At 50.4% G+C, this 13,114-nt stretch carries 12 protein-coding genes; 5 read left to right on the top strand and 7 right to left on the bottom strand.

Features of this window, described 5'->3' with window-relative positions; translation table 11 throughout:
- Positions 1–279 precede the first annotated feature (279 nt).
- Positions 280–765 (top strand): SixA phosphatase family protein, encoded by a 486-nt coding sequence (locus C3B51_RS19495; protein WP_130246119.1) that lies wholly within the window; start codon positions 280–282, stop codon positions 763–765.
- 22 nt (positions 766–787) lie between these two features.
- Here the strand turns inward: C3B51_RS19495 and C3B51_RS19490 are convergent, their stop codons facing one another.
- The 3 genes from C3B51_RS19490 to C3B51_RS19480 form a co-directional block, all read right to left on the bottom strand.
- Positions 788–1,159 (bottom strand): hypothetical protein, encoded by a 372-nt coding sequence (locus C3B51_RS19490; RefSeq protein ID WP_125717902.1) that lies wholly within the window; start codon positions 1,157–1,159, stop codon positions 788–790.
- A 99-nt stretch (positions 1,160–1,258) separates the two neighbouring features.
- Entirely contained in the window at positions 1,259–1,630 is a 372-nt protein-coding gene (locus tag C3B51_RS19485; RefSeq protein WP_125717904.1) for a hypothetical protein, read from the bottom strand.
- A 319-nt stretch (positions 1,631–1,949) separates the two neighbouring features.
- A complete protein-coding gene (locus tag C3B51_RS19480; protein WP_130246118.1) occupies positions 1,950–3,389 on the bottom strand; it encodes a PLP-dependent aminotransferase family protein in 1,440 nt (479 codons plus the stop codon).
- Positions 3,390–3,516: 127 nt separating this feature from the next.
- Between C3B51_RS19480 and C3B51_RS19475 the strand changes: the two genes are divergently transcribed.
- Both C3B51_RS19475 and C3B51_RS19470 read left to right on the top strand, forming a co-directional pair.
- Positions 3,517–4,092, top strand: a complete 576-nt coding sequence (locus C3B51_RS19475) for a GNAT family N-acetyltransferase (protein WP_125717908.1) — start codon at positions 3,517–3,519, stop codon at positions 4,090–4,092.
- Positions 4,089–4,703 carry an FMN-binding negative transcriptional regulator gene (locus C3B51_RS19470; RefSeq protein ID WP_130246117.1) on the top strand — a complete coding sequence of 205 codons (615 nt, stop codon included), beginning with the start codon at positions 4,089–4,091 and terminating at the stop codon, positions 4,701–4,703. Before C3B51_RS19475 ends, C3B51_RS19470 begins: the two co-directional genes overlap by 4 nt.
- Here the strand turns inward: C3B51_RS19470 and C3B51_RS19465 are convergent.
- Positions 4,648–5,865, bottom strand: coding sequence for a serine hydrolase domain-containing protein (locus C3B51_RS19465; protein WP_130246116.1), 1,218 nt, complete (start codon positions 5,863–5,865; stop codon positions 4,648–4,650). The genes C3B51_RS19470 and C3B51_RS19465 overlap by 56 nt on opposite strands.
- A gap of 172 nt (positions 5,866–6,037) precedes the next feature.
- On the opposite strand from C3B51_RS19465, the gene C3B51_RS19460 reads away from it, so the two are divergent.
- Positions 6,038–6,562 carry a GNAT family N-acetyltransferase gene (locus C3B51_RS19460; RefSeq protein WP_130246115.1) on the top strand — a complete coding sequence of 175 codons (525 nt, stop codon included), beginning with the start codon at positions 6,038–6,040 and terminating at the stop codon, positions 6,560–6,562.
- Positions 6,559–6,963, top strand: coding sequence for a hypothetical protein (locus tag C3B51_RS19455; protein ID WP_130246114.1), 405 nt, complete (start codon positions 6,559–6,561; stop codon positions 6,961–6,963). The genes C3B51_RS19460 and C3B51_RS19455 overlap by 4 nt, the downstream gene beginning before the upstream one ends.
- A gap of 47 nt (positions 6,964–7,010) precedes the next feature.
- On the opposite strand, the gene C3B51_RS19450 is transcribed toward C3B51_RS19455, so the two are convergent.
- The 3 genes from C3B51_RS19450 to C3B51_RS19440 form a co-directional block, all read right to left on the bottom strand.
- Entirely contained in the window at positions 7,011–9,617 is a 2,607-nt protein-coding gene (locus C3B51_RS19450) for a serine hydrolase (RefSeq protein ID WP_165389205.1), read from the bottom strand.
- A gap of 205 nt (positions 9,618–9,822) precedes the next feature.
- The gene (locus C3B51_RS19445) at positions 9,823–12,351 is read right to left on the bottom strand and encodes an ABC transporter permease (RefSeq protein WP_130246112.1); all 2,529 of its coding nucleotides are present in this window, start codon (positions 12,349–12,351) and stop codon (positions 9,823–9,825) included.
- The gene (locus C3B51_RS19440; RefSeq protein WP_130246111.1) at positions 12,342–13,004 is read right to left on the bottom strand and encodes an ABC transporter ATP-binding protein; all 663 of its coding nucleotides are present in this window, start codon (positions 13,002–13,004) and stop codon (positions 12,342–12,344) included. Before C3B51_RS19440 ends, C3B51_RS19445 begins: the two co-directional genes overlap by 10 nt.
- Positions 13,005–13,114: the final 110 nt, after the last annotated feature.

The following is a 13,114-nucleotide window of genomic DNA, read 5'->3' as shown; positions in this document are numbered from 1 at the left end:
GGTTGTAAAGCCACAAGCCTCTGTTTGTCGACGTGTCCCGTTGTCTGTTGTGTAGAATGAATACCAGAGTCGTGCCAATTTTTATCTTATTGTTTTTATTGATGTAATTTAGTTTTAAGTTAGGAGGGAAGTGTCCGCGGACGGAAAAAGTGTCCGCTTTTTAAAGTAAAACCGGACACATTGCAGAAAGTGGACGGCACGACCTGCCACTGACTCAACTTGCTATCAGGAACAAAATTGGACACACTATCGGCTTTAGTTTTAAGGATAATAAATACAATGAAAATCCTACTCCTGATGCTGTTGACACTCACTTCGGCCATTGCTCATGCGCTGCCAGAGCAGGTTGTGTTAATACGCCACGCAGAAAAGATGACTGGCAAGGATCCTGAACTGACGCCTCAGGGTCAGCAGCGCGCACAGCGGCTTGCCACCTTACTGGCCCCTTTGAACCCTGACCTTTTATTTTCGACAAATTACAACCGGACAAGACAGACTCTGGCGCCTTTAAGCGCTAAAGTCTCAGTGCCAGTGCAATTGTATGACCCACGGGCATTGGCTGATTTTGCGACGCAACTCAAAGCCTACTCGGGGACCATTGTGGTTGCGGGTCACAGTAATACTACGCCAGAGCTGGTAAAGTTATTGAGCGGACACGCTGTGAGTATTCACGAAGATGAGTTTGATAAGGTATTTATCGTAAGCTGGGAAGAGGGTAAAGCGGTACTGGAAAAGCGGCATTCAAATGAGAGTAAGGCCCAGTGAACCCGGGCCTCAAAACAAGCGATTAATGGCCTGTTTCGTAGTACGCTGTTGCCGTTTTAGTACGCTCCCATGTACCATCCTTGTAGAGGATTAATGCCGAAGCAGATGTGTTACTGTATGAGCGGATTGTAACGTTGCAGGTGGTGCCACCAGAGCATCGGGCATCGCCGCTCCAACTCACTTCCTCGATAGGCTTAGTGACATCTTTGAGGTAAAAGCGTCCACCAGTCGAGTTGCCAAATGAGAAATCAATGGCAGAGCAGTTGGGTGTACCATTACCCCAACTGTGCCCACCACTTTTAGGGTAAACGTCGCACACCAGCTGTGCAGACATGGCTGAACCCGCAAAAAATGTTCCCGCTACCAACGCCAACGCTTTCATTGTTGTTTTCATAACATTTCCTTTTCTAGTACCTAGTTGTTGGGTTTATAAAAATTCATCTGAGTGGGCTTGGGTGTGAAGCCCGTTGCACTTGGACCTCACACTCAACTGCTAGTGTCCTGTTTCGTAAAAAGCGCTGGCAGCTTTAGGACGCTCCCAGGTACCATCTTTGTATAGAATAAGGGCTGTTGCTGTGTTACTTGTGTAAGCGCGGATAGTGGTGTTGCAGCTGGTACCACCTGAACAATTTGCTTTACCTTCCCAGCGTACTTCCTTAATTTCCTTTGTAACATCTTTAAGGTAAAAACGACCGTTTGTGGAACTGCCAAATGAGAAGTCAAAGCCAGCGCAGTTAGGTGTACCATTGCCCCAGCTATGCCCATTTGATTTGGGGTAAACATCACATACCACTTGTGCAGAGAAAGCAGAGCCCGCAAACAGAGTGCCGGCAACCAGAGCAAACGCTTTAATTGTTGTCTTCATAGTTATTATCCTTTTCTTTATTGTGAATCACTTGATAGTTAAATGAAACATTAGATGAAACATTCGTTAATAAAGCTAGCGAAACACTTACACAAAAGTCAACATTCAAAAGTTATAAATGCACAATAAAAACAAAAAAGTTACATATTGGTTATATTTTTTCGCATCCAGGAGGCGCGGATACACAGGTGCTGGCATAGGAATTTTTTTTACTCACCTCCATGTTTATTAAGAATATATTATCCATGACATAGGAGCAGAACAGCACAGCCTCAGCTTTAAATTATGTTACAACACAACAAAACTAATGGGTGGTTCTCTAAAGTAGCGCGATGATACGCGCCAATCCTGAGCGCATTTTCTCCTCACTTTGTCCGGCAAATCCAAGGCGAATATGGGTATAGTTTTGTTGTGGAAATTGCCAGAATTCAGCTTCGGTCTGCACATACACGCCCTGCTCTGCCGCACGGGCCGACAACTGAGAAACGTCCCTGTGCACATTCACCCAAAATGCCATGCCCCCGTCAGGCACTGTGAAAGTCAACGCATAGCCCTGCGCCTGATAACGTTTAAGCTCCAGTGCCATCGCATCACAGCGCGCCTGGTAGCGCTTGGTCATTCGCCTTAAGTGACGCTCAAACTCACCAGAGGCCATCCAGCTCGCCAGCGCCATTTGCAGCAAAATATCGTTTTTATGGTTCATTAACTGCTTTAGCAAAACCAATTGATTGAGCACATCCGCTCTGGCAACCAGATAACCCATTCTGGCGCCGGCAAACATGATTTTTGAAAACGTAGAGACATAGATCACTATACCGTGCGGGTCGTTTGCAGCCATTGGCTGTAGGGGCGGACAGCGATAATGAAACTCGTGGTCATAATCGTCTTCAATAATAAACACACCATGCTCGGCACACAGCTGATAAATCGCCATGCGGCGTGCAACAGATAAGGTCACCATAGTCGGATACTGGTGTAATGGCGTTAAATACAGCAATTTGATCTTATTGCGCTCGAAGCACGCACGCAGGCTATCGACACTCAGCCCTTCCTGATCTTGCGCGATGCCGTGCAGGGTTGCGCCGCATGCTTCAAATGCACGATGCGCCGGTGGGTAACCCAGAGATTCAACCGCAACGCCTTCGCCATGCTTAATAAAAGCTTTGGCAATCAAAAACAGCGCTTCCTGAGAGCCGTTACACACCAGAAGATCATCGCACTCCAGAGCACGCGCACGGCGCAGATAATGCTGGAGTTGTTGCTTCAGCGCAGGCTCACCACTGCAATTACCATAATGTAAATGCGGCACATTCACAGCCCGACAAGCCTGGCTAAGATGGCGCCGAAACTCATCGTAAGGAAAGTCAGACAAATCAGCCAGGCCACCGGCAAAACTATACTCACAGGTTTCTTTTTCTGTACTGCTGGTGTGGGTATCTGGCAGCGATAATGCAAAGTCAGGTTTAATATTGAGAGCCTGTGTGTTGGGCTGCGCTACCAACTGACTGGACTCGACTGGCAAAGCCCGATTAACCCGGTATCCGCGCCTTTGTGCAGAGCACAGCCAGCCCTGAGCCACTAAGTTTTGTAGCGCGGTCATCACCGTGTGACGATTAATGCCATATAACTGGGCAAGCTTTCTGGCCGATGGCAGCGGATCGTCGGGCTGTAAATGTCCCTGCTTAATTGCATCACAGACTTGCTCTGCCAGTTGAATATACTTAGGGGTATTCTGAGTCAAAGGCGTACCCGTTAACATAGTTTCTCTCCCTGCCAGTTCTGCCACACTAACTGGTCTAATCAAAAATAGAGTTCTGGTTGTTTATAACCTACCAGAAAACACTAAGCTGATCACACTCAGAACACAGTTATGGGAGTACAGACTTATGCTGACACAATTGACACTGCAAACAGACAAGGTGCGCCTCGCACCACTGACACGAGAACATCTGCCACGCTTGCGCAGCTTTGGCGAGCAAACCGAGCTGTGGACCTGGGTGCTGGATAATTACTGTCAAACGGATGAGAAACTCGTCCACTGGTTTGAACAAAGCGCACAGTTTGACCCCGATGTTCAGTTACCTCTGGTCATTATCGACCAGCAAAGCAATACGGTGGCAGGCAGCACTCGCTTGTTCAGACTGCACAAATCCAACCTGAGCGCGGAAATAGGCCATACATTTATTGGCCAACAGTGGCAGCGCAGCCACATTAATACTCATGCCAAATATCTGCTGCTAAAACATGCGTTTGAAACCCTGGGCCTGGTGCGTGTGCAGTTGCGCACACACGAACACAATCAGGCGTCGCGTGCAGCTATCACCCGGCTGGGTGCACAGTTCGAAGGAGTGATACTAAAAGATCAGCGTGTTGCGCCGAATGCATTTCGTAACACGGCCCAGTTTGCCATCACAGATGACATGTGGCCGCAGGTAAAAAGCCAACTGGAGGGCTGGTTATGAGCTATCCACGCAGCGCCTTTGCAGAGCAAAATAGCGAGCATCTGTGGCAACTGATTGAGGACTATCCACTCGCTACAGTGATCACCTCAGAGCCGGACTGTCAGCTAGTGCATATGCCTTTGAGCCTGAACCAGGATAAAACCCAGTTGCTTGGCCATGCGAATCTGGCAAACCCGTTAACACAACTGAAAAGCGCCCAGCTGCGGGTTCTGTTTAGGGGACCAGATGCCTATCTATCCCCGACTCAGGTTGCCGGGATCATGTTGCCAACCTGGGATTACGCCACCGTACATATCAATGGGCAACTTAGGGAGATCACACACCCGGACGATAAGTACGCGGCCATGCAGCGCCAGCTAAAGCAATTTGAATCCCCGGCCAATCCCTGGGAGATGTCCATGCTCAGTGAAAACCAGATTGCAAAGCTGTTTTCACAGCTGTTCTTTTTCAGCATCGAGATAACGTTAATGACTGGCACATTTAAACTGAGCCAGAACAAAAATAACGACACCCGTCAGGCCATTGCACACCTGCTTGAAACTCAGGGCAACCCGCTTAGTCGCTACTATCAGCAGAAAACAGGGAGATCAGCGCCTCGGTCAGCGCAATAACGGGTTCATCGCACTCATCCTGAGCCCCACAGTTGGCGATCAGGCCGATCGCCACATCCTGATTGGCCAGGTAGACACTTTGCGTGATGTAACCAAATTCATTGCCGCCATGATGATATAAAACGCCGCCTTCATGCTTCTCAACCATCACGCCCAACCCATAAAACAGCGTTCCGTCCAAAAAGCGCGGCAACCAGCGGGCTGTTTGTAAATACGCATCGCCAACCATATTGCGATGGATGCGCTCATTAACAGGCTTTTCTTTAACAATGATGGCTTTGAGTAGCTTGGCCATATCCCGAGCACTGGATGAAACAGGCGCATCGGCCAGTGCCGTATTCACAATCAGCTGTTTTGTGTTGTAACGCTCACGGTATGGCAGCACAAAATCAGGCTCCTCCATGTTAAAGAAATAACCAGATGCCACATCATCCGCCGCAACGTCATACCCTTTTACAAAGGTCTCGGTCAAACCCAGCGGCTCAAGCACATGCTCGTGTAATAGTTGACCAAGAGGCTGTTTTAACTTGTTTTCGATCACTATACCTGCCAGTACATAGCCAGAATTTGAATAGGCAAAGCCCTCGCCCGGTTCAAAATAAGGCGGCTGATCCAGAACAAACCGCAGTGCAAACTTATTCCCTTTGCGATTCGCCTGCTGAGCCAGTTGCGCACGTATAAAGTCTAGTTCGCCCACATCATTGTATTCAATCACGCCTGCACTGTGATTAAGCAGCTGACGCAATGTCATAACTTCAAGATGCTGAATGCGTCCTGCCATATCTTCGGGCACCCAGGGCAATATCGACTCATCGAGACTCAGTAACTGTTTATCATCCAGTATAGCCACCAGCAAGCCAATCAGCTTTTTGCCAGCGCTACCATTGGGAATGCGGGTCTGGCTGGTCATGGGAGCCCGAGTATGGAGGTCGGCATAGCCGGCGCTTGCAGCATAGCGGCCGCTTGGTGTGTTGATGTAAACGCTCACGCCGGGAATAAAGTCCGATACTAAATCAGCCAATAAGAAATCTAACTGCCTGTGGCGCTCGCTTTCAGGCCGCTTAAGTTCACCCGGCGCTGCTTGTTGGGTCCCGCCACAACTGCTGACTAACCAGATCAGCATGGCAAGCCATACTCCAAGTTGCGCTGTTCTATTTCCCATCAGTTAATTTCCTTTTCATTACTGCCACTACAAACTACTTTAAATTTCGGTACAAATACATACAATAAGTCATATATCGATTTGCAGCATTTGATCCGGTATCCCCAAACTTCTCCTGATTGTGCTGAGCATTTTGTTATTACCCAAGGCGCAAACTAAAGGACTAGCTGTCATGAATAAGAATCACCGACACACCCATAAAATCCGCCCTGCAACCACACAGGATTGCGCTAAGTTGGCCGAGCTGGCTGCGGATGTTTGGCTGGATACTTACGCCACAGACGGGATTAAGCCTGAATATACCGAGTACGCCAATAGCACCTTTACCACAGCTTATTTTCAATCCTTACTTGAACACCCGGCCTACCGATTACTTGTCAGTGAGCAATCTGTCGTGTTACAAGGTTTTGTACTGATCAATCTCAGCGCCCAGTATCAAACACCAGACAATGGCTATGAAGTTGACAAACTCTATGTGCGTAAGTCCTTTCAGGGGATGGGCGTTGGGCGAGCATTGCTAAGCCAGGTGGCCTGCCAATATGGTACGCCCATGTGGCTCTACACCTGGACAGAAAACGCAGCCAATCATTTTTATGTCAGGCTGGGTGCCCAGCAGATTGGTACACTCAGCTTTGAGGCATTCGGTAGTACAATCAATAATAACGTTTATAAAATAACCACTGGGGATCTTTCATGAAGTACGCACTCCTGCTTTTGTTTTTCGCGCTGCTAAGCGGCTGTCAAACCACCTCACCAGAACCGGGGATAACGGGACAGGGTGAGTTTACCGCAAGCGATCCGGAATATGGCTATGTACCACATAAACCGGTCAAGCTTGGTGGCTTTTTACGTGGCTCTAAATATGAGGGTAGCCATATCGAGTATTTTCAAAGCCTGACCGGCCCCAATGGCGAGCCCGTCAAGGTAAAACGACTGGGTAGTTGTTGCCCGTTTGAGGATAAAACGATGCCTTTTGGCGGTGGTATGCTGGATAAGTATGAACTTCGCTACCGGGGTCAGAAAAAACCGGTCACGATATACGTCAACCTGTATCAGTTTGAAGCGCCACAAGCGCCACAAGGCTTTACCCTGCTTTAATACTAAGGAGGGCCAGAGCCCTCCTGTTACCGAGTTATTCCGACTCGTTATTGCCGATGTGCCACACCTGCACGGTAAAATTTCGCCAGGTGAGATTGCAAACGCTGTATGTTTGAACCATCGCTTAAATGGCCGTCTTCAGCATTCGCAAGTGCCACAACCCCAGTTTTAGTGTAAGGGTTGTAACTCATTATAGTATGAGTACCCGGGTCGCCCCCATCATGGCCCACAAACGGGCCCTGCCAGAACCAAAACAGCCCCTGGGTGTCCATCCAGTATGTGGGGACGTCTGTTTGCACCGATAGCATAGTGGCGACACTTTGCTCGCTCAGCACGCTGACATTATCCAGTGTGCCACCCTGACTGATGGCAATTAACAACCGCGCCAGATCGTGCGCTGATGAATTCAGATCGCCGTCAAAAAAAGTCGGGTAGCTGAACTCAGGCACATACTGCGCAACCCCTTCAGCATCTATCGTATACTGAGGCGTTTTTGGGTTATCTTCTTGTAATTGAGTGTGATCCCAATGGGTGTTGTTCATTCCCAGCGGCGCAAACAAGTGCTGCTGCATGTGATCCACCAGGCTGATACCCAATTGCTTCTCTACCGCATACCCTGCCAGGCCCGCGCCCACATTGCTGTAGTTATGCACACTGCCCGCTGGTAAGCTGCCTTCCCCTATAAATACGTCTTCACTGTAGTACTGGCCATCTGGTAATAAGTAAGCCTGATAGAACTCGGTAGAGTCTGTCAGCGTGGTCTCTTCACAACTCTCACGACCGCCCTGAGCATATAAAGACAGGTTGGTACCGTGAATATAGTAGCTGCAATTGTATTGCGCTGTGTCTGCGATTCCTGAGGTGTGTGTCACTAAATGCAGCAGCAGAATATCGCGCTCATTATTTGGCGGGACAAGGTCAAATGGCAAGTTCATTTCAGACAGTGGCGTATCCAGACTCAGCCGGCCTTGTTCAATCAACTGCATGATGGCGACTCCCATGACCGCTTTGCTGGTTGAGCCAACATTCATTGGCGCGTGCACTGTCATGGGCTGCTCGGTCTCCAAATTTGCAATGCCGTAGCCTTTTTCAAAAACGATCTGGCCGTCTTTAATTACTGCCACAGCAACGCCGGGAATAGCCATATCGGTCAGGTCCTCAGTGAAACCCTGGTCTACCGAGTCGAAGCTGTGGCCTCTGTCGGGCACACCACCAAGTGCCGCAATGGCATAATCAAGCACATTATCGGATGCCCACTCGAGTTCTTTTCTGGCATAGACAGGCAGGTCGATATCTGGCGAAACGCCTGCGGCTTCAAGCGCCACATTGTTAAGATCGGAATAGCTTTGATGGCTTAGCGACCCTGTCCAGCCATTAGGCAACGTAAAGTCCAAAGCATCTGACACCGCACCATTGGTCGCGCCACCAATCAGGGTCACATGAGGCAAGGATTTAAGTGCCTGGGTCAGGACTTCACCTGCGCTGTAAGCCAGCTCGCCAGTGAGCACATAAACGGGTTTGGTGTACGCCTGATCTGGCGCGGCTTTCAGTGTTAGCGCCTGTTTCTCCTGCTGGTAATCGCTATTGTCGATCTGCTTATAGGCCACGGTTTGTGCCTGATCGTTAAAAAATCGGGCAATCTCCAGTGAAACGCCGTCAAATCCGCCGTCGTTTACCCGTAAATCAATGATGATGCCGTCGCTGTCAGCAAGGTCTTTCATCACTTCTCGCATTAACGTTCGGGTATCTTCAATATCTTGCTTTGCTTGCGAAATAACCGCCAAGAAATCATCAGCCTCCGTCTCTTCCTTCGCCAGCATGGCAGACTCACGGTCAATTCGAATATAGCCCAGGTTGCCAGCCACTTTGCCCCAGCCAAGGGCGTTACTGTCCGGGTATCGCTTCAGCTTTTTATCCGTCAGATACAAGTCGGTCAGTCGCGCAAATTCACTTAGCTGCTCATCGTAAGCCGCGTCAATATGCGCTTCCCACTCATCTGCGTAGCGCAACTGCATCAGCCAGGCTAAATCCTCATACAGCGCCGTGCTGCCTTCACCCGACGCTTCAAAAAGCTTGCTATCCGTCAGTGATACATGCGCATCATCAAAGTCTTCAAGCATGGCTTCAAAAACGCTGGCAAGCTGCTCTGGTGAAGTATCCGCATTGATCTGCGGCCGGTATGTGGCATAAGCTGCCTGCCAGTCAATGTCTCTGAGCGCAAAAAATGCATAATTATCGTTAAACATATGCCAAAGGTACTCGAAGTTTGCCTCCGGATCGTCACCGCTCAGGCGGTTTTTGGGCAGACACTGCTCGCGCATTTCGGCTTGCTTTGTAAATACCCAGTCATTGGTTGCGTGAGTAGTTAACGTCAATGTATTTTTATCACTTTCGAGGAACTGGTCGAGCGCATCCAGCTCTTTGTACGGATGCGCTTCAACCTGCACACAGCCATGGCTGTTGTACTGAAAACGGCGTAAATGATCGGTATCGAACTGCCACAGGTTACCTGTGCCCTGCTGCACCCACACACCCCGATGCGTTGCAAGCGCATGATCGTCACTGCTGTTACCACACCCAGCGAGCAACACAGCTGCACTGATCAGGCTCAGTGCCATCCATCCTGATTTTTTCTTACCCTGTAAGTCAAACATACCTTCGTCCTTTTCCATTTGATAATGTTCCGGCCCAGACAACCTGAGCAGGTCCCGATTAGGAGACTTAAGGCTAGATGAATGCGTTGCTCGATTCTGTAGTATGCTTAATTGAGTTTGTTGGTTCCTGTGGCGAACTGTCAGCAAGTGTGGCTAACTGTGGGGTTATGGCCTTTTCAAGGCCATAACCCCTGGTTAGTGTGCTTTACACACCTTCTTTTAATAACCCCATGCTACTTTGGCACAGCTGTTTGCGGCTGAGTAAAATGCCACTGATTGCCACCACCAGCGCGATGGCCAGCGCATGAACGAACATCAACAGCACGCTACCCGGGTAAGACATGGCCAGATTCTGCTGATAAAATGCGTCGATAAAGCTATAAATTGCCCCAAATGCGCAAAAAGACGGGATCATTGTCACTATCAGCCATTCAATGGTGAGGATCTTCAAGCCCTGTGCAGGTAACAGGCCAAAGCTCAGTAGCAGGCCATTACGAGCCTGATCTTTTTTCATGTGGGTCTGAACAGCAGCCACCATCAGCAAATTACTGAGCAGCGCGATAAATACGCCGTAACTGATCACCAGTCCAATCAATGCCTTAACTTGCGTGCGGACCTTCTTCAGCAGGGCATCTACCGTGACCAGACGTAGCTGAGGGTGTGCACGCCACAACTCACCAATGGCCTCAACGCCTTGCTCATCAAGCGCAATACTGCCCATATGGTAGATTGGCTCCAGCAAACTGGGCGCGCGGTTTTGCTGTAGCACAAACCAAAAGGTGACTGAGCTGCCACCGGGTTTAAACTGATGAACCGCTGTGATCCTAGCCTCAACAGCTTCATTGCCAACAAAAAACCGCACGGTATCACCCAGCGCCAGTGCCATTTCAACAAATACTTCGTGATCAACAGAAACGCCAACCCGGGATGAACTGACAGGCCAGGTGCCTTCTGAGATCCGGACATTGTCCGGTGCTTGAGCACGCCAATGCAGATTAACAGGCTGCATCAAACGACGCTGGGTATCACTGGGCTGCACGTCCCGCTCTTGCAGTGCGGTGCCATTAATGTGCGTGACCTGTGCCAGCTGAAATGGCTTCATCTCTTTGATGCTGCCCTGGTGGCGTGCCACAAAAGACGCAAGCGCTTCTTTTTGTTCATCATCGGCCCTGCTGACAAACACATTGCCCTGATTATGATAAAGGTAAAGCTCCAGCATATTGGTCACATCCCGCCCCATACTGATACACAGTAAGAGTAAGGTGACGCTCAGGCCCAACGCCGTCATCTGCACCAGTTTCACCGCCATGCGTTTGCGCAGCAGCAACACACCAAAGCGCGCCAGGGTCCAGGACTTTGGCATCAGATACGCCCCAAAGCGAAGCACCAGCCAGGTAATAACAAGCACCAGCAATACGCAGATACCCAGCCCGCCCAATAACATGCCACTGAGTAACCAGTTGTCGGTGTAATAGAGTACCAGGGCTGCCAGCAGGGCTGCCGGGCTAAGCATTGCCAGCCAATGCCACCGCCCTTGCTCTGTGCGTTGCGCCAGTAGCAAACGAATATCCCCTTGTAGCAATGACAGCCATGCGGGCAGAGCAATAAAAAAGTAGACAGTGACGGCCAAACTGCAGGCGGCCAGCAAGTCTTGCCACTGCCATTGCAGGGCAAAACCTTCAATATAACCCTGCGCCAGATGGCTGACCCCGAGGCCTGCCAGTAACGCCAGCACCAGTGCCGGCAGTAAGCTCAGTAGCAGGATCATCACACCGCCGTGAATTGCCAGCAAGGGCAACCATTTGCGTGGCATGCCACAGGCCAGCATCACCGACACGCTTTTTTTCAGGGGCTGAGTTTGTACCTGACTGCACAACCACAAGATCAACACGCTGAGTAAAACGATGATCATACTCAGCAGCCCAAGAAAGTTTTGCACCCGTGCCCAGACTTTGGCCAGAGGATAGTTATTCAGGGATTTACTGATCACCTGGGCCGTGGGCGAAGCCGACTGAAACTGGGTTATGCTGCTTTTGGACAATGCGTTATGCAGCATCAGCGCTCTGTTCAGCTGCGGCGTCAACTTGGCTGCGCCCAGGCTGGACTCAGACACCATGGCGCGCATATCACTGCCAAGTCCTTCAAGTACCCGATCCGGCTCTAGCAACAACAAGGCGGCGACGCGCAGTTGTGTTTCGCCAAGTGTAATGGTGCCGCCCAGCTCTGCCGCCAGTGCCGCGGCTAGCCTGGGCTCCAGCCAGATCTCCCCAGGCTGCGGCCCTGTTTGCACACGCTTTGTATTAAGCCCTTTACTGAGATTGATATGAATATCTCCCTGTAACGGATAGTCATTATCAACGGCTTTAAGCAGCACCTGCTGATGCCGACTCCGGTGGCTCACAGTAACGTGATACTGAGATTGCAAGCTGTAAGCCCGGCTATGCGTGCGGATCCACTCGAGTTCAGATTGCTGCCAGTCCCGTCTTACTGTAACTTGTGTATCTGCGCCTAACGTGGCTTGCAGATTGTGCGCCAGGAACCGCTCAATCCCCTGGCCCAGCAGGCTGCTGAACAGCAAGTAAAAGAACAACAGGCACAGCGCGCACAGCGTCAGCCAGTATTTGCCTTGCAGCACCTGGCGCCACAGTACGCCGGTAAAAACAATCAACGCGTTGTAAGGTGTTAGCGTGTGAGGGTACTCAGAACCACAGCGCGAGGTGCGTGCTAATGACATAACATCAGCCTCCCCTGGCTCAGACGATAAGCCTTGTCCATACGCCGCGCCAGTGCCATATCGTGCGTCACCAGCAGCATAGCTGCGCCGCTTTGTCGGGCGCCTCTGAGCATCAGACTCATCACATGCTCGGCGGTGGTCTCATCCAGATTGCCCGTCGGTTCATCTGCAAACAGTATTTGCGGGCTCACACACAAAGCACGGGCAATCGCCACCCTTTGCTGCTCACCGCCGCTTAACTGGCTGATGCTGTCAGTGAGCCGCTCGGCCAGTCCCATTTGTGTTAGCCAGTCAGTCGCTTTGTGCTCGGCATCCCGCTCGCCTCTGAGCTGCAAAGGCAGCGCCACATTCTCCAGCGCATTTAACTCAGGTAACAGGTGAAATTGCTGAAACACAAAGCCACTTTGAGCCAGTATCCCGGCGGGAGGCAGTGTCTGGTCATCGCGTCGATAACACACCTGCCCGGACTGATAAGGCGTCAGCCCGGCCAGCAATGACAGTAAAGTCGACTTACCACACCCCGAAGCGCCGACGATGGCAATGTGCTCGCCGGCTTCAACACGCAGCGACAATGCATTGATCAGTGGTAACTGAGTACCATTATGTAATTGTATGGTGTGGGTTAGGTCGCTGACCTCGAGTGACAGAGCCATACCAGGATCCTTGAATCATTAGTCATGGATCCAGCATGCTGTCTTGGGCGTGAAAGGAACGTGAAATAACAACAGTGCCCTGTTATGTAGTCACAGAGCAGCGCATTATA

This window comes from Pseudoalteromonas rubra (assembly GCF_004212645.1).
Classification (GTDB): Bacteria; Pseudomonadota; Gammaproteobacteria; order Enterobacterales; family Alteromonadaceae; genus Pseudoalteromonas; species Pseudoalteromonas rubra_G.
Note: the sequence above shows the minus strand (reverse complement) of the source record. Positions and strands in the feature narration are given on the sequence as shown.